Origin of the sequence: Curtobacterium sp. 9128 (genome assembly GCF_007673775.1) — a bacterium.
GTDB lineage: Bacteria > Actinomycetota > Actinomycetes > Actinomycetales > Microbacteriaceae > Curtobacterium.
The window spans coordinates 534619-556988 of the sequence record NZ_VEAF01000003.1; the positions used below are offsets into that span (position 1 = coordinate 534619).

Consider the following 22370-nt stretch of genomic DNA (forward strand, 5'->3'; position numbering starts at 1 on the left):
CACTCAGCCGAACACCCGGACCACGACGCTCACCTGGACGGCCACCGCGATCTGGACCGGCAGCGCCGCGAGCGCGACCCATCCGAGACCCTGTCGTGGCCCCCGCTGTGCGAAGAGCACGGCGGCCAGCACCCCGCAGAGGACGTCGAGCAGCGGCCACGCGAGCAGGGCGGGCACCTCCACCGCCGGGACGGTCGCGCAGTACACCTCGCACGTGGTCGGCGTGGTGATCGCGTTGTGCAAGTCGATCAGGAACGCGGCGGTCGACAGCACCAGGGCGAGGACCGTCAGCATCCTCGGCAGCGTGCGGCGCAGGCTCCGTCGCCGAGACGGGGGCGGCGCCGCCCACACGATCGGGTCCCCTCCGGAGGACGTCACGGTGTCCCGTCCCCGGCATCCTCGGCCATGTCGGAGTGCAGTGGCTCGAGCACCGAGGCGACCACCTCGTCCACGAGCCCCACGAACCCGAGGCCGACGGCGGCGAACATCCGCGGGACCTGGGACTGCTCGGTGAAGCCCGGCGTGGTGTTCACCTCGTTGAGCAGGACACCGTCGTCGGTCACGAAGAAGTCGAACCGAGCGACGCCGACGCAGCCGAGCGCGTCGTACAGCGTCTCGGACACCGCCGACAGGGCCACACTCCGGTCCGGAGCGACGTCGGCCGGGATCCGGAAGCGTGCCGAACCGTCGTACTTCTGCGTCCGGTCGAAGACGGAGCCGGATCCGATCTCGACCTCGAGCGGGGCACCGGTGCGGAGCGTCCCCGTCCGGTCGCGGAACACTGCGACGTCGACCTCCCGGCCGCTGACGAACGACTCCGCGAGCACCGTGCGTCCGGCGGCGCGCGCTCGCCGCACGGCCGCGGGGAGTTCGTCGCGACGCCGGACCACGGACACGCCGTTGCTGGAGCCGGCCGACGTCGGCTTGACGACGAGCGGGGGAGCGAGTGCGACGGTGCGGACGGTGTCCTCGGCGGGGAGCGCCGCATCGAGCAGCTCGGCCGGCGCCGTGGCGATGCCGAGCGCGTCGGCGAGGAGCTTCATCACCCACTTGTCCGCGGCGATCGCGCCCGCGCGCACCGGGGACCCGACGTGGGGCACGCCGATCAGGTCGAGCAGGCCGGCGACGGAGCCGTCCTCGCCGTGCGCGCCGTGGAGCAGCGGGAAGGCGGCGTCGCAGGCGGTCAACGCACCGACCGCCTCGGACGGCGTCCATGACCGGTGATCGTGCCAGGACCAGCGACCGTCCCGTCCGACCGTCATCGGGACCGGATCGTGCCCGGCTGCTCGCAGCGCCCGGGTGACCGCCGCAGCCGAGGCCGTCGAGATGTCGTGTTCGTCGTTCGCGCCGCCGCCGATGACGGCGATCCGGCGCGGGGTGCTGCGGGTCATGCTGCTCCGTCCCCGGTCGTCGTGCGGTGGACCCGGGCGACGCGCGTCCCGACGCCGGTGAGGATCTCGTGGGGGATCGTCCCCGACCACGCGGCCCACTCCGCGACCGTCGGTGCGTCGTCGGTGCCGGTCCCGAACACCACGACACGTTCTCCCGGAGTCAGCAGGTCCGCCCCCGTGTCCACGACGATGCTGTCCATCGAGATCCGCCCGATGATCCGCCGTCGACGGCCGCGGACGGCGACCTCGGCCCGGTGCGAGGCGGCGCGCGGGAGTCCGTCACCGTAGCCGACGGGGAGGACGGCCAGGTTCGTGTCGCCCTCCGTCACGTCGACGCCGCCGTAGCCGATCCGGACGCCGCGCGCCGCGGGGCGTGACGACACGACGGTCGTCCTGAGCGAGAGCGCCGGACGGAGCCGGTCCGTCGTGCCCGACGGGTCGATGCCGAACAGGCCGGCGCCGATGCGGTGCACGTCGAACCCTGCGCCGACCCCGGTCAGGGTCGCTGCGGTCGCGGCGAGGTGCGTCACGAGCGGGCCGAGACCACGGCGACGTGCGGTGCGCACGGCGTTGTCGAAGAGCATCCGCTCCCGCGTGTTCCGGTCGTCGTCCGGTTCGTCGGCGGCGGACATGTGCCCCATCACCCCGGTCACCCGGACCGCTCCGGCTCCCTGGAACTCGCGCGCGAGGTCGCAGAGGGCGGGCCAAGCGGCCGTCGGGCACCCCTCACGCGCCATCCCGACGTCGACGTGCAGGTGCACGCGCGCGGTCCGACCGGTGCTCCGGGCGGCACCGGCCACGGCGGCGAGCACCCGCGGGTCGGCGACGGCGAGGGTGACGTCGGCTCGGACGGCCGTCGCGAAGTCGGCATCCGGGGTGTTCAGCCAACTGAGCACGGGCGCGCTGGTGCCCGCGGCTCTGATGGCGAGTGCCTCGTCGACGCTGGTGACGCCGACGGACCGCGCCCCTGCCTCCAGGACGGACCGGACGACGGGACCATGACCGAAGCCGTCCGCCTTCAACACCGCCATCACGCGGCCGCCCGTCAGGGCGGTGAAGAACGCGGTGTTCGCGCGGACGGCGTCGTCGTGGACCACCAGTTCCGACGCCGGATGCGTCATCGCTGCATCCGCGGGTCGTCGGTGGGGTCCCAGTACTTCCGCGGGCACCCGTCCTGCGGCGAGTTCGGCCGGAGTTCGAAGTGCCAGGCCTCGTTGTCGTAGATCTGGCACAGGCCGTAGCGCGCGCCGTGCTCCTGCAACCAGGCTGCGGCGTCCCAGTCGCCGACGTCGATCGCGGCGCCCTGCACGTGCAGGGACGTCGCCGGGGTCGACACCCAGCGTGCGGCTTCCGCTCGTGAGCCGTACTCGGCGACGGCGTCGTCGAACAGGCGTTCCTGGAGCGCGGGGGAACGCCAGCCGCTGTTCACGACGAACCGGGTCCCGTCCCGTTCCGCGTCCCGGGCCGCGTCCCGTACCGCCTGCAGCAGGTCGGGTCGGAGCCGGGTGACCGCCGGAACGTCGTCGAAGACCGAGGTCCCGGCGGGGACTGCACCGTCGGAGACCCCGGGGCTGCCGGAACCCGTCCCGGGCGACGCGGAGCCGGTCCGGCCGATGCCGGTGACGGCGTCCGGGACGAGGGCGAGCGCGGTGCCCACGGCGCCGAGCGCGGCGAGCAGGATCAGGGCGAGCAGGATCGGCAGGAGCAGGCGCGTCCGTCGATGACGGCGGATCCGGCCGGAGGCGGTGTCACTGGAGAGCATGCGACCAGTGCACCGGAGCCGGTGTTCCCGGAGCGTCGGCATTTCTGCATACACGGACGACACGTCGTCCCGCCTAGCATCGGTGCCGTGCGCGTGCTGATCCTCGAGGACGAACCCCTGCTGGCCGGGGCGATCCGGGACGGCCTGCGGCTGGACGCCATCGCCGCGGACGTCGCCCTGGACGGGGACACCGCGCTCGAGCTCCTCGCGGTCAACGAGTACGACGTCGCGGTGCTCGACCGGGACGTACCCGGGCCGTCGGGCGACGAGGTCGCGGCGCACCTGCTCGCCAGCGACGCCGGGACGCCCGTGCTGATGCTGACGGCGGCGAGCCGGCTCGACGACAAGGCGACGGGGTTCGCCGCGGGCGCCGACGACTACCTCACGAAGCCGTTCGAGCTCCGCGAGCTGGTCCTCCGGATCCGCGCGCTCGACCGTCGCCGACCACAGCGACGTCCGCCGGTGCTCGAACTCGCCGGGATCCGACTCGACCCCTTCCGTCGCGAGGTGTTCCGCGACGGCCGGTACGTCGGGCTGACCCGGAAGCAGTTCGCCGTGCTCGAGGTGCTGCTGCAGGCGGCGGGCGGGGTGGTCAGTGCCGAGCAGCTCCTCGAACGCGCGTGGGACGAGAACGCCGACCCGTTCACGAACGCCGTGCGGATCACGATGTCGGCGCTGCGGCGGCGGCTCGGTGAACCGTGGGTGATCAGCACCGTCCCCGGTGTCGGGTACCGCATCGACGTGCCCGCCGCCGGCGAGGAGGACTGACCGTGCGGGACCGCCGACCCGGTGTGAGCGTCCGTCTGCGCCTCACCGCGAGCTACGCCGCCGTGGTGGTCGTCGTCGGCACCCTCGTCCTCGCCGTCGTATGGCTGTTCCTGCTCCGCTACGTGCCCGTCGGCAACCTGAGCAGTGAGTACGGACACGCGCCGGACCGGAACGACCTGGTCCGTGCATTCGTGCCACCCGCCGCTGCGATGCTCGTCGCACTGCTCGTCGGCGGTCTCCTGGGCGGCTGGTGGCTCGCCGGACGGATGCTCGCACCCCTTGCCCGCCTGACGCGGGCGACGCAGGCGATCGCCTCGGGTGCACTGGACCACCGTGTCGACCTCCCGGGACGCCGTGACGAGTTCCGGACCCTCGCGGACTCGTTCGACGGCATGGTCGACCGGCTCGCCGCCCAGGTGGTCGAGCAGCAGCGGTTCGCTGCCAACGCCTCGCACGAACTGCGGACGCCGCTCGCGACGACCCGGGCGCTCCTCGACGTCGCCGCGCGCACCCCCGATCGTGACCCGTCCGAGTTGGTCGCGCGACTCCGGAGCGTGAACGACCGCGCAGTCGCGTTGACCGAGTCGCTGCTGCTGTTGGCCCGGTCCGGGGCGCACGTCCCGGACGGAGCGGTCGTCGACCTGGCGCTCTTCGCCGAGGAGGCGATCGAGGACGCGCTGGACGGCGCGGCGGCACGCGGTGTCCGACTCCGCCACGACGTCGCGACCGCACCGGTGCGTGGTTCGGCGAGCCTCCTGCAGCAGCTCCTGACCAACCTCGTGCAGAACGCGGTCCGGCACAACGTCGGCGACGGTCAGGGTGGTTGGGTCCTCGTCAGGACGGGGACGACGAACGGCACGGTCCGGGTCGAGGTCGAGAACTCGGGCCCGGTGGTCCCGGACGACGTGGTCGCCACGCTCACGGAACCGTTCCAGCGCGGCTCCGGTCGTCGACACGATGACGATGCCGGCGTCGGACTCGGGCTCGCCATCGTCGACCGGATCGTGTCGTCGCACGGCGGTGTCCTCACGATCCGGGCCCGTGCCGACGGCGGCCTGTCCGTGACCGTCGTGTTCGCGGCGGTCCCCTGAGGGGGAAGGAGCGGCGTTCAGCCGTTCCAGGCGTCCCGCACGGTCGGACCCAGGCGCGAGCGCGTCTCGTCCTCCGCGGCCGGTGACCGAGGCTCGTCGACCGTCATCGTGCCGCCGTGCAGGGTGAGCTGCCCCGCCGAGGCCGCGGAGTCCTCGCCCCGGAGCCCGACCTGCAGGCGCGTCCCGTCCGGCAGGACGGGCTTGAGTGCGGCCACGAGCGCCGGGACCTCGTCGACCCCGCTGACCGTGACGGTGACCGAGGCGTTCGTCGCGAACAGCGCGGCCCGCGCCGGCTGGAAGTCCGGCAGCTGCGCGGCCACCCGCACCGCGTCGACGAACCGCGCCGGAGACCCCCGGATCAGCAGGCCGTCGTCACCACGGTCCTCCAGCGCGGCCGCGGAGGAGGCGACCTCGATCGTCCCCATGGAGGTCGCCGGTGACGCGGCGACCAACGCAGCGGCGGTCGCGAGTGCAGTGTCCGTCCCGGTCGCGGTGACCGACAGCCAGGCCGGCTTCTCGGTGATCGCGGTGACGCCGTCCCGTGTCGCGACGGCGGCGAGCCGGTCGACCTCCGTGAAGGCGCTCGGTCCTGGCCGCTCGCCCGGATCGCCGGAGTCGTCCTTCGTCACGATCCCGCCGTCGACGACCGCAACGGCGTCGGGGGCGGTCCGGGTCACGACCGCCGTGGCGGCCGGCACGTCGGCGAGGTCGCGCACGTGCAGGTGGACCCGTCCTGGGCGGACCTCGGCGGCGGTCACCGGGTACGCCGCCTGTACCTGCCGGAACGCCTCCACCTCGGCGGTCGGGTCGCCCCGGGTGGCGTCGGCGGTGTCGCCGGTCTCGGCGATGGTGAAGTCGGGGTGGTAGCGGTCGACGACGTCGGCCGGCGCAGCGTTCCACGCCTCGGCGGAGACCTCGACCTCGTCCCACCCGGAGTCGGCACCGGCCTGCCGGACGGCGTCCCACCCGGCGACGAGGTCGGCCGGCTTCCCGACCGTCAGCACGATGGACGGGGTGGGCTGCACCGTGCCGGGCGCCGTGGGCGACTGCACGTCGCCACCGATCCACCGGTCGTCGTGCCGCAGACCGTCGACGACCGCCAACTGCCGGGCGTTCAGCACCGCGGTGCTCCGGACCGGGAACCGGTACCCGTCCGCCTCGATGCTCGCGGTCGTCGAGTGGCGACCGTGCACCCAGCGCCCGACGGCGTCGGTGAGGTCGTGCAGCGCCGTGTCGGACAGGTGGTCGTCGGTGACGACGGTGGCGCTCGCCGTGCCGGCGAACGGGAGGTTGTTCGTCCCGTTCGCCCGGACGGACGCGACACCGTCGATGCGCGACAGTGCGGACTCGGCCTCGTCCGCAGCGGCCGAACCGGCGTCGACGTGCATCGAGCAGCCGGACAGCAGCAGCGTCGCGGCCACGACGCCCGCCGCGATGCCGATCGGAGTACGCCGTTCCCCCCTGCGCATGGACGGAGCGTACCGCAGGCGCGTGCCGTGGCCCAGGCCAGCGCGAGGGCTCCGCCGCCGGGTCACGCCGCCCGGACAGCGCCACCGCGTCACGCTGCGCCGAACACCGCCGGCGCCGAGTCCCGACCACCGTCCCACCCCGTCGCGCCAGCGGCCACCGCGGCCGGCAGGACCTCGGGGGCGCTGGACCCGTCACAGACCACCCGGACGCCGAGCGACCGGCTGACCCGCACGATCGACGCGATCCCGGCGCCGTCCGACGCGGGGACCCCGGCGACGAGGAGCACGTCGGGCAGCGGGGTGAAGGCGCCGAGGGCCGCTCCCCAGCTGTCGACGTGCAGGAGCGCCCTGCAATACTGCTCGGTGACGAGCCACTCGTACCGCTCCGGGCGTGGATGCGCGTCCAGGACGACCAGCGTGCCGCTCACGGGTGACCACCGCGGCGGGGGAGGGGAGCACCATCGTGACCGACACCGGACAGGACCGACGGGTCGCCGTCGTCATCGAGGACGACCTCGACATCCGCTACCTGCTCGAGCAGGTGCTCATGCAGGCGGGCTTCTCCACCGTCAGCACCGGCAACGGTGAGGACGGCGTCCGCGCGGTCCTGGCGCACGACCCCGTGGTGACGACGCTCGACGTGTCCCTGCCCGGCATCGACGGGTTCGAGGTCGCACGGCGTATCCGTGCGACCAGCAACACCTACATCGTGATGATCTCGGCGATGGGCGAGGAGATCGACGTCCTCCAGGGCCTCGAGGCGGGCGCCGACGACTACCTCGTGAAGCCCTTCCGGCCGCGCGAGCTCCGCGCCCGACTCGGCGCGATGCTCCGGCGTCCGCGCGTCGTGGAGACCCCGGTCGAGCCGGCGGACGTCGTGCAGCCGACCGCCGCGTCCGGCGCCACCGTCCAGCTGCCACAGGCCGGCGTCGCGGAGCCGAGCCCGGCCTCCGTCCCGTCCGTCCCGGCTCCGCAGACCCCGCCGGTCGCGCCCGCCGTCGACACCCCGCCGTCCGCGCCGGAGGCGGCGGACGCACCCGACACGGACGGTGACGAGTGGGTCCGGCACAACGGTCTGGCCATCGACCAGGAGGCTCGGCTCGTCCGGGTGGACGGCGCTGCGGTCGAGCTGACCAAGACCGAGTTCGACCTCATCGCCACCCTGGTCAGCACGCGTCGCCGCGTGCGGTCGAAGGCCGACCTGGCGCTGACCGTCCGGAACGACACGTACGTCTCCACGCACTACATCGGCGACGCCGACCGGCGGAACGTCGAGGTGCACATGGCGAACCTCCGCCGGAAGCTCCACGACGACGCGAACGCGCCACGGTTCATCGTGACGGTCCGGGGTGTCGGGTACCGGCTGACCGGTCCGGGCGACCCCGGGTACGTCGCGGAGTGAGCGGCTGCGTCGTTGCGGAGGTCTGGATGGCATCCGTCAGACCCGGTACCCGAACTGGCGGCGGAGGAGCTTGCCGACCATGCCGAGGGTCTGCAGCGCGGTGATCACGGCGAGCACCGGCCAGCCGAACCACAGGATGCTCGACTGCGCGACGACGTCGAGCTGCAGCCAGCCGTAGACGGCGGCGGCCATGACGAGGAGCACGATCGCGACCGGCGCGAGGTGCGCGTTCCCCGAACCGCGCTCGGCCTTGGCCTGCTCGGCCCAGTTGTCGGTCTGCTTCTTGCTGGCGAACCGGGTCCAGGCGCGGAGGAAGTGCCCGAGCCGGATCCACATGTAGACCTCGGCCGGGGCGAGGAGTGCCGCGAACAGCACGTCGCGCCACGTGCGGTGCTTCATCGAGGCCACCACCCGCAGGTTCAGCGCCGCGGCGACGACGGGCGGCACCAGCCAGAGCGGGCTGAAGACGAACGCATGGATCGACAGCGAGGACACCAGCAGCAGCACGAACAGCACGCGGGTGAGGAAGTTGAGCGCCATCGACGCGTGCTCGATCCACCGCAGCCGGAGGTTCGGGTGGAAGGGCTGGCCCTTCGTGTCGCCGCGCTGGCCTGGCCACATGAGCTCGATGGCGCCGAAGTTCCACTTGACCTGCTGCGCGTCGAGCCCGCGGAGGGTGTGCATGCCGCCGACGTCGGCGCGGGCACGGGCGCTGATCTTCGTCAGGTACCCGGCGCTCTTGACCTGCAGGGAGAGCAGTGAGTCCTCGACCTCGCTGTCCTTGACCCACGGGGAGCCCTGGTGGTTCGTCTCCATGACCTCGTGCAGGGCGCGCATCGAGAAGATCGAGAACTGGCCGCCGAGCACCGCCATGTTCCGGCCCTTGAGCATGTTCTGCATGTTGAAGGCGGCGAACTGCGCGCGCTGCCCGGCGATGAGGAAGCGCTGCACGACGCCACGGAAGGGGCGGTCGTCGATCGAGTAGATCGCGGAGATGCCGCCGATGCGGGCGTCGGAGACGATCTCCTGCGCGAGCCACTCGACGGCGTCCTCGTGCGCGGTGGTGTCGCCGTCGACGCCGAGCATGTAGTCGCAGCCCTCGATCAGGGTGAAGCCGTAGTTGAGCGCACCGACCTTCTTGTCCGGGTTCTCGCCGATGTCGTGCACGTAGACCTCGGTGGTCTGCTCGACCCCGTCGCGCTCGACCCGGTGCGGGCCGGCGAACTCGGCCGCGACGTCGAAGGTCCGGTCGGTCGTGTTGTTGATCACGACGTGCACGACGTCGGGGAGGCGCGTCTGCGCGAGCAGCGACCGGAGGACGTCGGCGATGCTCTCCTCCTCGTTGTAGGCCGGGATGACGCAGCCGATGCTGGGGCGGTAGTCGGGCAGTGACTCGAGGTCGTCGAGGACCGACGCGGCGAGCTCCGGGTCGTGACGACGGGTGTACCGGGAGCGGTCGGCGGCGGTGAGGCCGGTGCCGGAGAGGACCGGGGTGGCTCGGGTGGTGGACACGGTTGCTCCTGATCGTTCGGGTCGATGTGCTTGCATCGAGTCTCGGCCGCGTGCCTCTGGCCGAGCGCTACCATGGCCAAGCGGAACCTCAAGATCCGCTCTGGACGGACGGGGGCCGCACATGCCGGGGATCCTGCGCACCACGACGGGACGCGCTGTCGCGCTCCTGGCCCTGGCGACCGGAGCGGCCCTGACGCTGAGCGGGTGCGGGACGCCTCCGTGGGAGACGGCCGCGTCGGGCTCCGCCACGGCGTCCTCCTCGCCGTCGACCAGGGCGTCGTCCCGCCCGTCACCGTCGTCGACGTCGGACCCCGTCGGCGGCGACCTGGCGACCGGCGCGACGAGCCGGACCCTGCAGGCCGGCGACCTCACCGTGGACGTCCGCTACTGGTCGACGCTGCCGATGGACGAGTGGACGCCGGGGGCGGACAAGCCGCTCTCGATGTCGGTCACGACCTCCGGTGGCGGGTCGGACGTCCGCCTGGTCCGGGCCGCCGTCGACGTCTCGTACCGGTCGCGCTCGGGGGCGGACGTCGCTGCCGACGCCTCCCCGGCGGAGCAGGCCAACGGACAGGGGTACGCCGTCCAGGCACCGCAGTCGTGGTCCGGCACGTTCGTGCTCGGCGCTGCCCCGGCGGACGCCGCGCGGCTCCGGGCGATCGTGACGCTCGTGTTCACCGAGTCCTCTGGTACGAGCGGGACCGCGCAGCAGACCGCGACGGACACGCTGTCGGTCGACCTCCCGCGCGCCGGCTGACCGTCGGCGGCACTCGCGACGGCCGCAGTCGTGCCGGCCGATGCGGTCAGCGGTCCTCGTCCGCTTCGAGGTCGTCGAGCCGGTAGCCGCGGTCGTCCGTCGACGTGGTCCGCCACGACGCGCTCGGCACGGTGGGGACGAGGTCGGAGCCGGTGGTCGCGGCGACGAGCGCCATCTCGACCTCGGTCCGCCACGCCGTCAGGTCGCACTCGTCCTGCCGGACGAGGGCGACGACCCGGTCCCGGTGCTCGGTCCACACCGGCGCGTCCGGCGGCACCACCCCGATGAGTGCCCGCGCGAGCATCGACTGCGCCGCCTCCAGGGCGCGGGACCCGAACGCGGTCGCGAGTCGGTCGGCGTCGACGACCGTGAGGGACACCCGCACCACCGACTCCTGGTGGTAGTCGGCGCGGTCGAGCAGCCGGGTCGCGGTCGGCAGCGCCTCCGCACGCTGCGGCACGGTCCCCACAGCGCCGTCCGACACCGCCGGCCGGACCCGGAGCATCGTCACGACCAGGGCGACCGTGAGGAGCACGACGAGCCAGATGACGAGCACGCGCGTGGCGGACGGGGCGAGGAGTGCCGCGGCGATGAGGACCAGGAAGGCGCCGACGAAGCCGATCGCGCCCTCGAGCGCCGTCCGGGGCACGTCGCCACGCGGTGCACCGGAGCGCCGCGCGACGAGCACCGACACGAGCAGCGCGACACCGCCTCCCATCGACGTCCAGAGCAGCACCGGGTTCATGCGCGGACCCCCGTCCGTTCCGGCCCCGCGGCCGGCAGTGTCATCGTCACGGTGGTCCCTTCGCCGAGGGTGCTCGTCACGGCGAGGTCGCCGCCGTGACGCTGGGCGATCTGACGGCTGATCCGGAGTCCGAGCCCGGTGCCGTGGATCCCCGTGCTCCGCACGCTCTCCGCGCGGAAGAAGCGCTCGAAGAGGCGGTCCTGGTCGGCGTCGGCGATGCCCACCCCGTCGTCACGGACGATCAGCCACACCCGGTCGCCGACCGCGTGGGCACCGATGTCCACCCACCCGCCGTCGTGGTTGTACTTGACGGCGTTGCTCACGAGGTTGTCGACCACCTGCCGGATCCGGAACGCGTCGGCGACGACCCGCACCGGGGCGTCGGCCGTCCCGATCCGGAGCTCCACCCCGGCGACCCGGGCGGCGGGCTCCGCGGCCTCGACCGCCGCGTCGATCACGTCGAGCAGGTCGCACGGCGCGAGGACCAGGTCGACCTGTTCCTCGCGCGCCGCCGTCAGGATCCCGCCGACCAGTTCGACGAGCCGTTCCGCGTTCCGGGATGCGACGTCGAGCAGGCGCTCCGCGTCCGCGGGGAGCCCCTCGACCTCGCGGGCGAGCTCGACCGACCCGAGCACCGCCGTCGTCGGGGTGCGCAGTTCGTGGGACACGCTCGACACCAGGTCGTCGCGGGCCTCGAGCGCGCTCCGCTCGGCGGTCACGTCCCGCGCGACGAGGACACCGCCCCCACCGCCCTCGTCCGGCAGGAGCCGGGTGCTCACCGTGTAGGTCCTGGCCACCCCGTCCGGACGTCGGACGGGCACCAGCACCTCCTCGAGCTCCGTTCCCTCCAGCGTCCGGCGGACGAGTGTCTGCAGGTTGGTCGCCGCGGTGCAGTCGGCGAGGTCGTCCAGCCCGACACCGCCGCCGCGACCGCTGTTCGTGACCGTGGTCCGGCCGGCGTCGTCGAAGGCCAGGACGTCGAAGTCCACGGAGTCGAGCACGGCCCGGACGAGCTCCTCGCGCGCCTCGACCTCGGCGAGGCGTCGGCGGAGGAGCTCGGTCTGGGCGTGCAGCAGCTCCTGGCGGGCACGCCCGCGTCGCGCGAGTGCCGCCGCCGTGCCGCTCACCGCGGCGATGATGAGGGGGAGCGAGACCAGGCGCGCGGTGTCGTCCGCGTCGATGGCGATCCACTCGCCCGGGGCGCCGAACCACAGCAACCCCACGGCGACGGTGCTCGTCACGGCGGCGCCGCGGAACCCGAAGGCGTAGCCCGACCAGAGCGCCGGGAGCGTGAAGAGCGCACTCACGCCGATCGACGGCACGTCGCCCCGGATGAAGGCGATCGACGCGACGTCGGCGGCGAGCACCGCGGCGAACCACCTCGGGTCGATCGACGGCGGTGCGGCTGCCGTCGCGACGAGGGCCGCGAGCGGCAGCGCCGTCCCGATGAGGGCCAGCGTGGACACCGAGCCCCGGTCGACCACGAGGACGAACGCGACGACGGGCATGATGCCCGCCACCACGCCGAGCTGGTTGCGGAACGCCCGCTGCCCCGCCCGGTCGTCGTGGTCGAGGTGCATCCGCATGCGGCAATGCTGGCACGCCTGCGTGCGCACCGTGCGTCCATGCACGGATGCTTCTTTGACAATGGTTATCGTTCGTCTTTAGCGTCGGTACTCGACGGCCGGGCCCCGGTCGTACACCAGCTGAAGGAGTACCCCGGACCATGCGCAAGCGGCCCCTGATCACCACCGTCTCCGTCCTCGGTCTCGCCGCCGTCGGACTCACCGGCTGCGCCAGCGGCTCGGGGTCGTCGTCGGGGTCGTCGTCGGACTCCGGCACGATCAAGGTCGTCGCGTCGACGAACGTCTACGGCGGGATCGTCGCGGCGATCGGCGGCTCGGACGTCGACGTGACGAGCATCCTCTCGAACCCGTCCCAGGACCCGCACTCGTTCGAGGCATCGCCCCGCACCCAGCTCGCCGTGTCGAAGGCCGACCTGCTCATCGAGAACGGCGGCGGGTACGACGACTACATGGACACGCTCCGGAAGTCGACCGACAGCGACGCGAAGCTCATCAACGTCGTCAAGCTCTCCGGACTGCAGAAGCCCGGCGAGGACGAGTTCAACGAGCACGTGTTCTACAGCTACCCGACGATGGTGACGTTCGTCGACGAGGTCGCCGCCGACCTCGGCGACGAGGCGCCGAGCAAGAAGTCGACGTTCGACGGCCGTGCAGCCGACCTGAAGCAGCAGCTCGAGGGCCTCGAGTCGCAGACGGCCGCCGTGAAGCAGCAGTACGCCGGCGACCGCGTGGCCTACACCGAGCCCGTCCCCGGGTACCTCTTCGACGCGATGGGTCTGGTGAACGCGACCCCGGAGGCGTTCTCCGAGGCGATCGAGGAGGGCGACGACGTGCCGCCGGCCGCGCTGAACGACACGATCAAGCTCGTCTCCGGCGGGGACCGCGTGAAGCTGCTCGCCTACAACGAGCAGACCTCCAGCCCGGAGACCGAGCAGGTGCAGAAGGCCGCCGAGCAGAACGACGTGCCGGTCGTCGGCGTCACCGAGACGCTGCCCTCCGGTAAGGACTACGTGCAGTGGCAGCAGGACAACATCGACGCGGTGAAGGCGGCGCTCGCGAAGTGACCACCGCGCAGCGATCCGGGGACGGTACTGCCGGTGCCGTCCCCGCACCCGTCCTCGCGTTCCGGGACGCCGGGCTGTCCTACGGCGACCGTCGCCTGTGGGCGGGCCTCGACCTGGACGTCCGGGCCGGTGAGTTCATCGCCGTCCTGGGACCGAACGGCGCCGGCAAGACGAGCATGCTGCGCACCGTGCTCGGGCAGCAGTCGCTGACCGCAGGCACCGTCGCGCTCCTCGGCGCCCCCGTGCGTCGGGGCAGCAGGGCGATCGGGTACGTCCCGCAGCAGCGGCTGATGGAGGCCGGTACCCCGCTCCGGACCCGCGACCTCGTCGCCCTCGGCGTGCAGGGGCACCGGTTCGGGATCGGGCGGCTGTCGCGGCAGGAGCAGGCGTTCGTCGAGGACGTCATCGACCGGGTCGGCGTCCGGGCGTTCGCCGAGGCCCCGGTCGCCGAGCTCTCCGGTGGGGAGCAGCAGCGGGCCCGGGTGGGGCAGGCCATCGCCTCCCGGCCGGCGCTGCTCCTCTGCGACGAGCCGCTCATCTCGCTCGACCTGCGACACCAGCGGATCGTCACCGAGCTCATCGACGAGGAGCGGCGCCGGGACGGGGCGGCGGTCCTGTTCGTCACGCACGACGTGAACCCGATCCTCGACGTCGTCGACCGGGTGCTCTACATCGCCGGCGGTCGCTTCCGGATCGGCACCCCCGACGAGGTGCTCCGCTCCGACGTCCTGACCGACCTCTACGGCACGCCCGTGGACGTCGTCCGCACCATGGGCCGCGTGGTCATCGTCGGGTCCGCAGAGGCTGAAGGCCAGGGACACGGCGTCCCACGACAGGGAGACCACTGATGCACGTCCAGGACCTCTGGTCGACGCTGTTCTCGTTCCAGGACTTCGGCGAACTCGTCGTCCTCGTCCGCAACTCGGTCCTCGCGGGGGCCGTGCTCGGACTGGTCGGTGGTCTGATCGGCCCGTTCGTGGTGTCGCGCAACATGCCCTTCGCGGTGCACGGCATCAGCGAGCTGTCCTTCGCGGGGGCGTCGGCGGCGGTGCTGTTCGGGATCAACGTCGTCGCAGGGTCGCTCGCGGGCAGCCTCGTCGCCGCGATGCTCATCGGGCTGCTCGGCTCCCGCGCACGCGAGCGCAACTCGGTCATCGCCGTGCTCATGCCGTTCGGCCTGGGCCTCGGGATCCTCTGCCTGGCGCTCTACCAGGGCCGGGCGGCGAACAAGTTCGGGCTGCTCACCGGGCAGATCGTCTCCGTCGACGACCCACAGCTCGGCTGGCTCCTCGGCATCTCGGCGGTCGTCGTCATCGCACTGCTCGTGATCTGGCGCCCGCTCACCGCCGCGAGCGTCGACCCCGACGTCGCCGCCGCGCGCGGCATCCCGGTCCGGGCGCTCGCGTTCGTCTTCATGGTGCTGCTCGGTCTCGCGACCGCCGTCTCGGTGCAGATCGTCGGAGCGCTCCTCGTGCTCTCCCTGCTCGTCACGCCGGCTGCCGCGGCGCTCTCGGTGACGGTGCACCCGATCCGTGTCCCGCTGCTCAGCGTGCTCTTCGCGGTCGTCAGCGTGGTCGGCGGGACCCTGCTCTCCCTCGGCGGCGGCCTGCCGATCAGCCCGTACGTCACGAGCATCTCGTTCGCGATCTGGGTGGTGTGCCGCGTGGTCGCCCGTCGACGGACCGGCCGGCGGAGGCGCCGTCCCGCCGTCGACGTGCCGGCGGCGACGGTCCCTGCGCAGACGCAGGCTCCCGTGGCACACTGATCGCCGGTCGGAGCACGAGGAGGACGGGATGCAGCGCAACACCTGGCAGCGGGAGGCCGTCCGCACGGCGCTCAGCGACGCCCAGGGGTTCGTCGCCGCGCAGACCCTGTTCGGTCGGTTGAAGGACCAGGGCTCGACCATCGGGCTCGCCACCGTCTACCGCGCCCTCAACGACCTGACGGCCAGCGGCGACGCCGACGCGATGCAGCAGGACGGCTCGAGCCTCTACCGCGCGTGCACGCCGGGCGAACACCACCACCACCTCGTCTGCCGCGTGTGCGGGAAGACGGTCGAGGTCGAGGCCGACGGGGTCGAGGAGTGGGCTCGGGCCGTCGCGGCCGAACACGGGTTCGTCGAGCCGAGCCACGTCGTCGACGTCTTCGGCGTGTGCAGCGACTGCCACGCGGCGCGTGCTGCCACCGGCCCGGACGGGCAGCGCGAGGTCTGACCTAGGAGTGGGTGCCCTCCGCCAACGCCGGGCGGTCGTGGCCCTCCTCGATGTGCGCCACCGCGTCACCGACGATGTGTGTGACGTGGTGGTCGAGCAGGCGGTACTCGGCGTCGCGGCCGTGTCGCTCGACCGAGACCAGTCCGGCGCTCCGGAGCGTCCGCAGGTGCTGCGAGACGAGCGGCTGCGACATGCCGGTCAGCTCGGTGAGCCCCGTGACGGACTCGGGACTGTCGGACAGGTGCGCGAGCAGCTCGAGCCGTGACGCGGAGGACAGCACCTTGAACAGCTCCGCGGCGGCGGCGAGGTCGCGGCGACGGGTCATGGAGCCATGCTACGGCGCTGCTCCGGCGAGGCCCGCCGTCCTCTGCGGGAAGCCGCACGGTCGTCGTCGACGCCTGGTGCGCGGGCCGCGGCAGTGGTTCGCTCGGACGACCGCGGCTGCCTCCACGTCGCACCGACACCCGGGATCACCTGCATGCGAAACGCGACCACCGCTCTGCGGACCCCCTGGCGGCGGGTCCTCGCCGTCCTCCTCCTCGTCGTCGCGATGACGGCCGCGCTCATCGCGGTCGGGACCGGGCCGGCCCGAGCCGCGACGACCTGTGCCGCAGGGTCCCAGATCACCGTCATCGCCCACCCGGACGACGACCTGTTCTTCATGAACCCTGACATCCTGGGCAAGGTCTCGGCAGCCGGCTGGTGCACCACGACGGTGTACGTGACCTCCGGCGACGCGGGCCTCGGCAGCTCCTACTCGACCGCGCGGGAGTCGGGGATCAAGGCCGCCTACGCGAAGATGACCGGCACGGCGAACCGGTGGACATCGGCGCGCCAGACGGCCGGCGGTCACTCGGTCCTGCGGGCCACGCTCAAGGCCCTGCCGCGTGTGCAGCTCGTCTTCCTCCGTCTGCCGGACGGCAACATCGACGGCACCGGGTTCGGCGCCACCGGGTCCGAGAGCATGGAACAGCTCATGACCGGGTGGATCTCGACGATGACCACGGTGGACTCCTCGCCGCAGACCTACACGGAGCAGGGCATCGTCGACACCATCGGCGCGCTCCTGACCAAGGCCGCGCCGACGGTCATCCGGACGCAGGACTCCGTCCACGCCTTCGGGTCGGACGACGACCACAGCGACCACCACGCCGTCGGGCAGCTGACCCTCCGTGCGCGCGACGCCGTCGCCCCGACCGTGCCGATCACGCCCTACCTCGGGTACCCGACCGTCCAACTGCCGACGAACGTCTCCGGCGCCGACCTCGCCGCCAAGTCGGCGGCCTACTACACCTACGCCCCGTACGACTCGCAGATCTGCCAGACCGCGAGCGCCTGCGCCGGGAAGCCGGAGGAGCAGTGGCTGCCGCGCCAGCACCCGGTCGCCGACCTCACACCGCCGAGCGGTGGCGGCAGCGGCCCGGGTGCTGCCGACGGCAACGCCGCCGCGGCTGCCGTGGTGACCGCGTCCTCGCAGAACACCGCGGACGGGCAGGGCGCCGTCAAGGCCACGGACGGCGTCGTCGACGGCTACCCGGGGAACGCCTCCGCCGAGTGGGCGTCCCAGGGCGGCGGGGTCGGGACCCGGCTGCAGCTGACCTGGATGGAGCCGGTCGCGATCGACCGGGTCGTCCTCTTCGACCGGCCGAACAGTGACGACCAGATCACCGCCGGCACGCTCACGTTCTCCGACGGGTCGACCGTGCCGGTGCCGACGCTCGCCAACGACGGCAGCGCCACCGAGGTCGACTTCACCGCCCGGTCGATCACGAGCCTGCGTCTGACGGTGACGGGCACCAGCGCCACCACGCGGAACATCGGCCTGGCCGAGCTGCAGGCGTGGACCCCCGGGTCCGGCACGACGACGCCGCCGAGCACGACGCCCGACACCGACCTCGCGCGCAGTGCGACCGCGGACGCGTCGTCGGCGAGCTCCGCCACCGGACAGACGGCGGACAAGGCGATCGACGGCGTGGTCGACGGCTACCCCGGCGTGGCCAGCGCCGAGTGGGCCACGGACGGCGGCGGCGTCGGATCGACACTCCGCCTGACGTGGGGCAGCCCGGTGACCGTGGGCCGCGTCGTGCTGTACGACCGGCCGAACAGCGACGACCAGGTCACGAGCGCCACGCTGACCTTCCCGGACGGCAGTTCCGTCCCCGTCGGCACCCTCGACAACGCCGGTGGCGCCACCACGGTGTCGTTCCCGCCGCGGTCGGTGTCGTCGCTGACCGTCACGGTGACCGGTGTCAGCGGCACGACCAAGAACGTCGGGCTCGCGGAGCTGGAGGCCTTCGGCTCCTGACCGGACGTCGAGGAGAGCCCGACGGGGTGCGCGGCCACCGGCAGCGCACCCCGTCGGTCGTTCCGGCGGGTTCAGGCCACCGGGTCGGGGCCGATCCGCACGGCACGGAGGACGACGTCGTCGACGTGGTGGCCGCTGACCGCGCCGGCCGGGCGGGGCCGGGTCTCGCGGACGTCGACGCGCCAGGCGGGGGAGTCCTCGACCGCCGCTGCCACGGCGTCGACGCCGACGAAGGCGGCGTGGTCGAACATCCACGTCCCCGCGCCGGGGTCGTGCTCGTGGCCCGAGCCGTGCACGTCGTGGCCCACGACGAGCAGGGTGCCGCCGTCCGCCACCGCGGCGAGCAGGTTCGCGATGCCGCGCTGGTCCGGGGTGCGGTGGAACGACCCGTACTGCAGTGAGACGAGGTCGTAGCGGTCGTCGCCGAACGGTGCGAGCCCGTTCGCATCGCCCTGGACCGACGCGACGTCCACGCCGCGGCGCTGCGCTTCGTCACGCACCCGTGCGAGGGCGGTGCCGGAGACGTCGGCCGCCGTGACCGTCCAGCCGTGCTCGGCGAGCCAGATCGCGTCGGCGCCCTCGCCCGCGCCGACGTCGAGCGCGCGGCCCGGTGTGAGCCCGGTCACCTCGGCGACCATCGTGCCGTTCGGGTTCGCGCTCCACACCTGCTCGGCGCCGCCGTAGCGAGCGTCCCACTCCTGCTCGGGTCCGGAGGGCCGCGTACCGGTCTGCACGTCGTCCGCCGCCAGGCTGAACGCGATCTGCGCGCCCACCCAGCTGCCGTGGGCTGCGGCCGGCAGGACCTGGAGGCCCGGGTCGGTGAGGTTGCCGGCCGCGAAGACACCGTCGACCGACGTCCGTCCGGTGGGGTCGACCTGGACGACGTCACCGAGTCCGCTCGCGTGCGGCACGGTCGTGATCCCGACGTCGGCGAGCACCTCGGCGCGCGCCCGGAACCCGACGCCGGTCAGGACGGCGTCGGCCGGGAGCGTCCGGCCGTCGACCAGCTCGATCGACAGCGCCGTCTCCGTGCCGGACGTCACGCGACGGACCGGTGCGACGACGACGGGGACGCCGGAAGCCTCGACCGCGGCGATCGCGGCGGGGTCGAACCCGGTGTCGTCGTGCACGACGACCGTCAGCCGGTCGGTCAGGTGCCGCATCACCGAGGTCGGGTGCAGGCCCATCGGTGTGACGACGATCTGCACGACCTGGCGATCACGCACCTCGAAGCCGTGGCAGAACGGGCAGTGGATGACGTCGCGGCCCCAGCGTTCGGCGAGTCCGTCGATCGCGGGCAACTCGTCGACGATGCCCGTCGCGGCGAGGACCCGCCGTGCCACGAGTTCGTGACCGCCGGACAGGGCGACGTGGAAGCCGTCGTCCTCCTGCCGGACGGACAGGGCGCGACCACGCAGGACCTCGCCGCCGTAGCTGCGCACCTCGTCGCGGCCGATCTCGCGCAGTGCCCCGGGTGCAGCGCCCTCGCGGCCGAGGTACCCGTGCATGTGCGCGGCCGGGGCGTTGCGCGGTGTGTCGTCGTCGACGACGACGACGGACCGGCGTTGGCGGACCAGTTGCAGCGCGGCGGCGAGGCCGGCCGCGGAGCCACCGAGCACCGCGACGTCCACGCGGCGGACGATCGGACGGGCGGGAGCGGGGGAGGAGTGCGACGCGTGATCGGTCATGGCTCCACGCTAGGAGCTTCTGCCGGTAACTGGGATACCACTTGCAGGATCAGCAAGATTGCTGCGACGATGTCGGCATGGACGACGTGACCACGGTCGAGCAACTCGCCCGCACCCGACTCCGGAGCATCCGGGCGACCATGGGGTGGTCGCTCGACGAACTCGCGGCGCGGACCAACCTCAGCCCGTCCACGATCAGCCGAGTCGAGACGGGCAAGCGGGCGCTCAGCATCGACGTCCTCGTCCCGATCGCCAATGCCCTGCAGGTCAGCCTCGACGTCCTGTTCGAGGCCGACACCGACGACGACGTGGTCATCCGCCCGGTCCAGCACCGCTCCGGTGGTCGGACGACCTGGCAGCTCAACCGGGTCGACGGGCGCACGGTGGCGATGAAGACCCGACTCGAGCCGGACGCGCCGCCGCCCACGCAGCGCGTCCACCCGGGGCACGACTGGTTCGTCGTGCTCGAGGGACGGGTCCTGCTCTGGCTCGGCGACCGACGCATCGAGGTCGCGACCGGCGAGGCCGCCGAGTTCTCGACGATGACCCCGCACGCGATGACCGCGATCGACGCCCCGGCGGAGCTCATCCAGGTGTTCGACCGCGACGGGCAGCGCGCACACGTGCACCAGTGAGCCCGCGCGCGGATCGCGTACCCACGGTCGGACGGGAGGCACGGTGCCAGCTGGCACCGTGCCTCCCGTCCGTCGCTGGTGGCGATCAGCGACCGCCGGTCGCGTCCTCGTCCTGCCGTCGACGCGTGCGACGTCGCCACGGCCGACTCAGGCCGGGTCCGACGCCGTGCTCGGCGGGACCGTCGACCTCGAGGCCGTAGTGCTCACCGACCCGTTCGAGCAGGAGCTCCCGCTCCGCCCGGTCGTAGGCGCGGCGCTCCCGGGTGAACGCGATGAGGGTGGACCAGCAGGTCAGCAGCAGGACCACGCTGAACGGCAGCGCCGTGATGATCGCGGCGGTCTTCAGGGCGGTGAGGCCGCCGGTGAGCAGCAGCGCGACGGCCAGGAGCGCCGTGACCGCGGCGAAGAACACCCGGAGCCAGTTCTTCGGCTCGATGTCGCCGCCGGAGGCGATCATCGCCATCACGAGCGAGCCGGAGTCGGACGAGGTGACGAAGAACACCCCGATGAGCAGGATCGCGCCGAACGTCAGGACGGCACCGGCCGGCAGTCCGGCGAGGAGCTGGAACAGCGACCCCTCGACGTCGACCGAGCCGTCCCTCCCGACCAGCCCGCCGGACCCGTCCAGTTCGCGGTGGATCGCGGCGCCGCCGAGGACCGAGAACCACAGCATGGTCAGCACGGTGGGGACGAGCAGGACGCCGAAGACGAACTGGCGGACGGTGCGACCCTTCGAGATGCGGGCGATGAAGACGCCGACGAACGGCGCCCAGGACATCCACCAGCCCCAGTAGAAGGTCGTCCAGGCGCCCTGCCACGCCTCGCCGGCCGCGCCCTGCTGGGCGGTGACGTTGAACGAGAGCCCGACGAAGTCCTGCAGGTACGCCCCGATCGACTGGACGAAGTCCCGCAGCAGGTACTGCGTCGGCCCGACCACCAGGACGAACAGCAGCAGTGCCGCCGCCAGGAGCAGGTTGAAGTTCGACAGGATCTTCAAGCCACGGCTCACGCCGGTGACGAGCGAGACGATCGTCAGTGCGGTGATCACAGCGATGATCGCGATCTGGCTGACGGTGCTGCTCTCGGCGATCCCGGCACTCTCGAGCCCGGCGCCGATCTGGATCACGCCGAGGCCGAGCGACGTCGCGACACCGAACAGCGTGCCGATCAGGGCGATGACGTCGATCACGTTGCCCCAACCGCTCCTGACCCGGGACCCGAGCAGCGGTTCCAGGGCCCAGCGGATCGACACCGGACGACCACGGCGGTGGATCGCGTAGGCCAGGGCGAGGCCGAGCACGACGTAGATCGCCCACGCGTGCAGCCCCCAGTGCAGGAACGTCTGGGTCATCGCCTGCTGTGCGAGGGACTGCTCGTCGCCGGTGACGCCCGGCCGTGGCGAGGCGAAGTGACTGAGCGGCTCGGAGACGCCGTAGAAGACCAGGCCGATGCCCATGCCGGCCGCGAAGAGGAGCGCGAACCACGAGCCCGTGGAGAACTCGGGCTCGTCGCGGTCCTTGCCGAGCCTGATGTCACCGAACCTGCTGAAGCCGACGAAGAGCGAGAAGCCGACGAAGAACGCCGCGACGAGGACGTAGTACCAGCTGAAGTTCCGGACGATGCCGCCCTGCACCGCCGTGAACGTCGCCTCGGCCGAGGACGGGGCGACGAGGGTCCACGCCACGAAGCCGAGGACGATGACCGCCGCAGGCCAGAAGACCCAGGTCTCCAGGCGGTGGGTGGTGCTGCGGGGGCCGGGTGGAGCTGACGTTGCCATGCGGACCATCGTGCCTGGGGACGTTGCTGTACACCTGTGCAGGTGCGCGGACGCCGACCAGTGGCCCGGACAGCACGATGCCCCGTCGCGGGTACGACGGGGCATCGGCTGTCCAGCTGTCATGCGCAGCTGGAGATCGGGGGGGGGGTGTTACTTGATCTTGGCGGTGATGGTGGCGGTGCCGACGAGGAGGCCGCCCTTGACG

The 22370-nt window shown here is 72.6% G+C and carries 22 protein-coding genes; 10 read left to right on the top strand and 12 right to left on the bottom strand.

From position 1 onward, the window contains the following. Positions 1 to 3: 3 nt before the first annotated feature. The 4 genes from FS641_RS08735 to FS641_RS08750 form a co-directional block, all read right to left on the bottom strand. Positions 4 to 294 carry a hypothetical protein gene (locus FS641_RS08735; protein WP_144762803.1) on the bottom strand — a complete coding sequence of 97 codons (291 nt, stop codon included), beginning with the start codon at positions 292 to 294 and terminating at the stop codon, positions 4 to 6. 80 nt (positions 295 to 374) lie between these two features. Further along, a complete protein-coding gene (locus FS641_RS08740; protein ID WP_144762805.1) occupies positions 375 to 1391 on the bottom strand; it encodes a D-alanine--D-alanine ligase in 1017 nt (338 codons plus the stop codon). After that, positions 1388 to 2512, bottom strand: a complete 1125-nt coding sequence (alr, locus tag FS641_RS08745; protein ID WP_144762807.1) for an alanine racemase — start codon at positions 2510 to 2512, stop codon at positions 1388 to 1390. The genes FS641_RS08740 and alr overlap by 4 nt, the downstream gene beginning before the upstream one ends. Then, a complete protein-coding gene (locus FS641_RS08750; RefSeq protein ID WP_144762809.1) occupies positions 2509 to 3153 on the bottom strand; it encodes a M15 family metallopeptidase in 645 nt (214 codons plus the stop codon). The genes alr and FS641_RS08750 overlap by 4 nt, the downstream gene beginning before the upstream one ends. Before the next feature lie 87 nt (positions 3154 to 3240). Between FS641_RS08750 and FS641_RS08755 the strand changes: the two genes are divergently transcribed. Next, positions 3241 to 3921 carry a response regulator transcription factor gene (locus FS641_RS08755; protein WP_144762811.1) on the top strand — a complete coding sequence of 227 codons (681 nt, stop codon included), beginning with the start codon at positions 3241 to 3243 and terminating at the stop codon, positions 3919 to 3921. A 2-nt stretch (positions 3922 to 3923) separates the two neighbouring features. Then, a complete protein-coding gene (locus FS641_RS08760) occupies positions 3924 to 5012 on the top strand; it encodes a HAMP domain-containing sensor histidine kinase (protein WP_260855751.1) in 1089 nt (362 codons plus the stop codon). 17 nt (positions 5013 to 5029) lie between these two features. Here FS641_RS08760 and FS641_RS08765 read toward each other — a convergent pair whose 3' ends face one another. Together FS641_RS08765 and FS641_RS08770 are read right to left on the bottom strand one after the other, a co-directional pair. After that, positions 5030 to 6481 carry a hypothetical protein gene (locus tag FS641_RS08765; protein ID WP_144762813.1) on the bottom strand — a complete coding sequence of 484 codons (1452 nt, stop codon included), beginning with the start codon at positions 6479 to 6481 and terminating at the stop codon, positions 5030 to 5032. Between the two features lie 89 nt (positions 6482 to 6570). Next, positions 6571 to 6909: a hypothetical protein gene (locus FS641_RS08770; RefSeq protein ID WP_144762815.1), complete on the bottom strand. Its 339-nt coding sequence runs from the start codon at positions 6907 to 6909 to the stop codon at positions 6571 to 6573. Between the two features lie 35 nt (positions 6910 to 6944). On the opposite strand from FS641_RS08770, the gene FS641_RS08775 reads away from it, so the two are divergent. Then, entirely contained in the window at positions 6945 to 7883 is a 939-nt protein-coding gene (locus FS641_RS08775; protein ID WP_222122074.1) for a response regulator transcription factor, read from the top strand. Positions 7884 to 7919: 36 nt separating this feature from the next. Here FS641_RS08775 and FS641_RS08780 read toward each other — a convergent pair whose 3' ends face one another. After that, entirely contained in the window at positions 7920 to 9395 is a 1476-nt protein-coding gene (locus FS641_RS08780) for a glycosyltransferase (protein WP_260855752.1), read from the bottom strand. A 121-nt stretch (positions 9396 to 9516) separates the two neighbouring features. Between FS641_RS08780 and FS641_RS08785 the strand changes: the two genes are divergently transcribed. Then, positions 9517 to 10152, top strand: coding sequence for a hypothetical protein (locus FS641_RS08785; protein WP_144762819.1), 636 nt, complete (start codon positions 9517 to 9519; stop codon positions 10150 to 10152). Positions 10153 to 10198: 46 nt separating this feature from the next. Here the strand turns inward: FS641_RS08785 and FS641_RS08790 are convergent, their stop codons facing one another. Both FS641_RS08790 and FS641_RS08795 read right to left on the bottom strand, forming a co-directional pair. Continuing rightward, positions 10199 to 10897 (bottom strand): hypothetical protein, encoded by a 699-nt coding sequence (locus FS641_RS08790; protein WP_144762821.1) that lies wholly within the window; start codon positions 10895 to 10897, stop codon positions 10199 to 10201. Next, entirely contained in the window at positions 10894 to 12483 is a 1590-nt protein-coding gene (locus FS641_RS08795) for a cell wall metabolism sensor histidine kinase WalK (protein WP_144762823.1), read from the bottom strand. The genes FS641_RS08790 and FS641_RS08795 overlap by 4 nt, the downstream gene beginning before the upstream one ends. Before the next feature lie 140 nt (positions 12484 to 12623). Between FS641_RS08795 and FS641_RS08800 the strand changes: the two genes are divergently transcribed. From FS641_RS08800 to FS641_RS08815, 4 genes are read left to right on the top strand one after another with little or no spacing between them, the layout of a single operon-like run. Further along, positions 12624 to 13547 carry a metal ABC transporter solute-binding protein, Zn/Mn family gene (locus FS641_RS08800; RefSeq protein ID WP_144762825.1) on the top strand — a complete coding sequence of 308 codons (924 nt, stop codon included), beginning with the start codon at positions 12624 to 12626 and terminating at the stop codon, positions 13545 to 13547. Beyond that, positions 13544 to 14395, top strand: a complete 852-nt coding sequence (locus FS641_RS08805) for a metal ABC transporter ATP-binding protein (RefSeq protein ID WP_144762827.1) — start codon at positions 13544 to 13546, stop codon at positions 14393 to 14395. Before FS641_RS08800 ends, FS641_RS08805 begins: the two co-directional genes overlap by 4 nt. Then, positions 14395 to 15312, top strand: a complete 918-nt coding sequence (locus FS641_RS08810) for a metal ABC transporter permease (protein WP_186317661.1) — start codon at positions 14395 to 14397, stop codon at positions 15310 to 15312. The genes FS641_RS08805 and FS641_RS08810 overlap by 1 nt, the downstream gene beginning before the upstream one ends. Positions 15313 to 15340: 28 nt before the next feature. Continuing rightward, positions 15341 to 15760 (top strand): Fur family transcriptional regulator, encoded by a 420-nt coding sequence (locus tag FS641_RS08815; RefSeq protein WP_144762831.1) that lies wholly within the window; start codon positions 15341 to 15343, stop codon positions 15758 to 15760. A 1-nt stretch (position 15761) separates the two neighbouring features. On the opposite strand, the gene FS641_RS08820 is transcribed toward FS641_RS08815, so the two are convergent. Further along, positions 15762 to 16085 carry a helix-turn-helix transcriptional regulator gene (locus FS641_RS08820; RefSeq protein WP_144762833.1) on the bottom strand — a complete coding sequence of 108 codons (324 nt, stop codon included), beginning with the start codon at positions 16083 to 16085 and terminating at the stop codon, positions 15762 to 15764. A 153-nt stretch (positions 16086 to 16238) separates the two neighbouring features. Between FS641_RS08820 and FS641_RS08825 the strand changes: the two genes are divergently transcribed. Next, positions 16239 to 18065 (top strand): PIG-L family deacetylase, encoded by a 1827-nt coding sequence (locus FS641_RS08825; protein ID WP_186317662.1) that lies wholly within the window; start codon positions 16239 to 16241, stop codon positions 18063 to 18065. A gap of 71 nt (positions 18066 to 18136) precedes the next feature. Here FS641_RS08825 and FS641_RS08830 read toward each other — a convergent pair whose 3' ends face one another. Further along, positions 18137 to 19753 (bottom strand): bifunctional NAD(P)/FAD-dependent oxidoreductase/class I SAM-dependent methyltransferase, encoded by a 1617-nt coding sequence (locus tag FS641_RS08830; protein WP_144762838.1) that lies wholly within the window; start codon positions 19751 to 19753, stop codon positions 18137 to 18139. Positions 19754 to 19830: 77 nt separating this feature from the next. On the opposite strand from FS641_RS08830, the gene FS641_RS08835 reads away from it, so the two are divergent. Further along, positions 19831 to 20388, top strand: a complete 558-nt coding sequence (locus tag FS641_RS08835) for a helix-turn-helix domain-containing protein (RefSeq protein ID WP_144762840.1) — start codon at positions 19831 to 19833, stop codon at positions 20386 to 20388. Positions 20389 to 20473: 85 nt separating this feature from the next. Here FS641_RS08835 and FS641_RS08840 read toward each other — a convergent pair whose 3' ends face one another. Continuing rightward, a complete protein-coding gene (locus FS641_RS08840) occupies positions 20474 to 22165 on the bottom strand; it encodes a BCCT family transporter (RefSeq protein ID WP_144762842.1) in 1692 nt (563 codons plus the stop codon). Between the last annotated feature and the right edge of the window lie 205 nt (positions 22166 to 22370).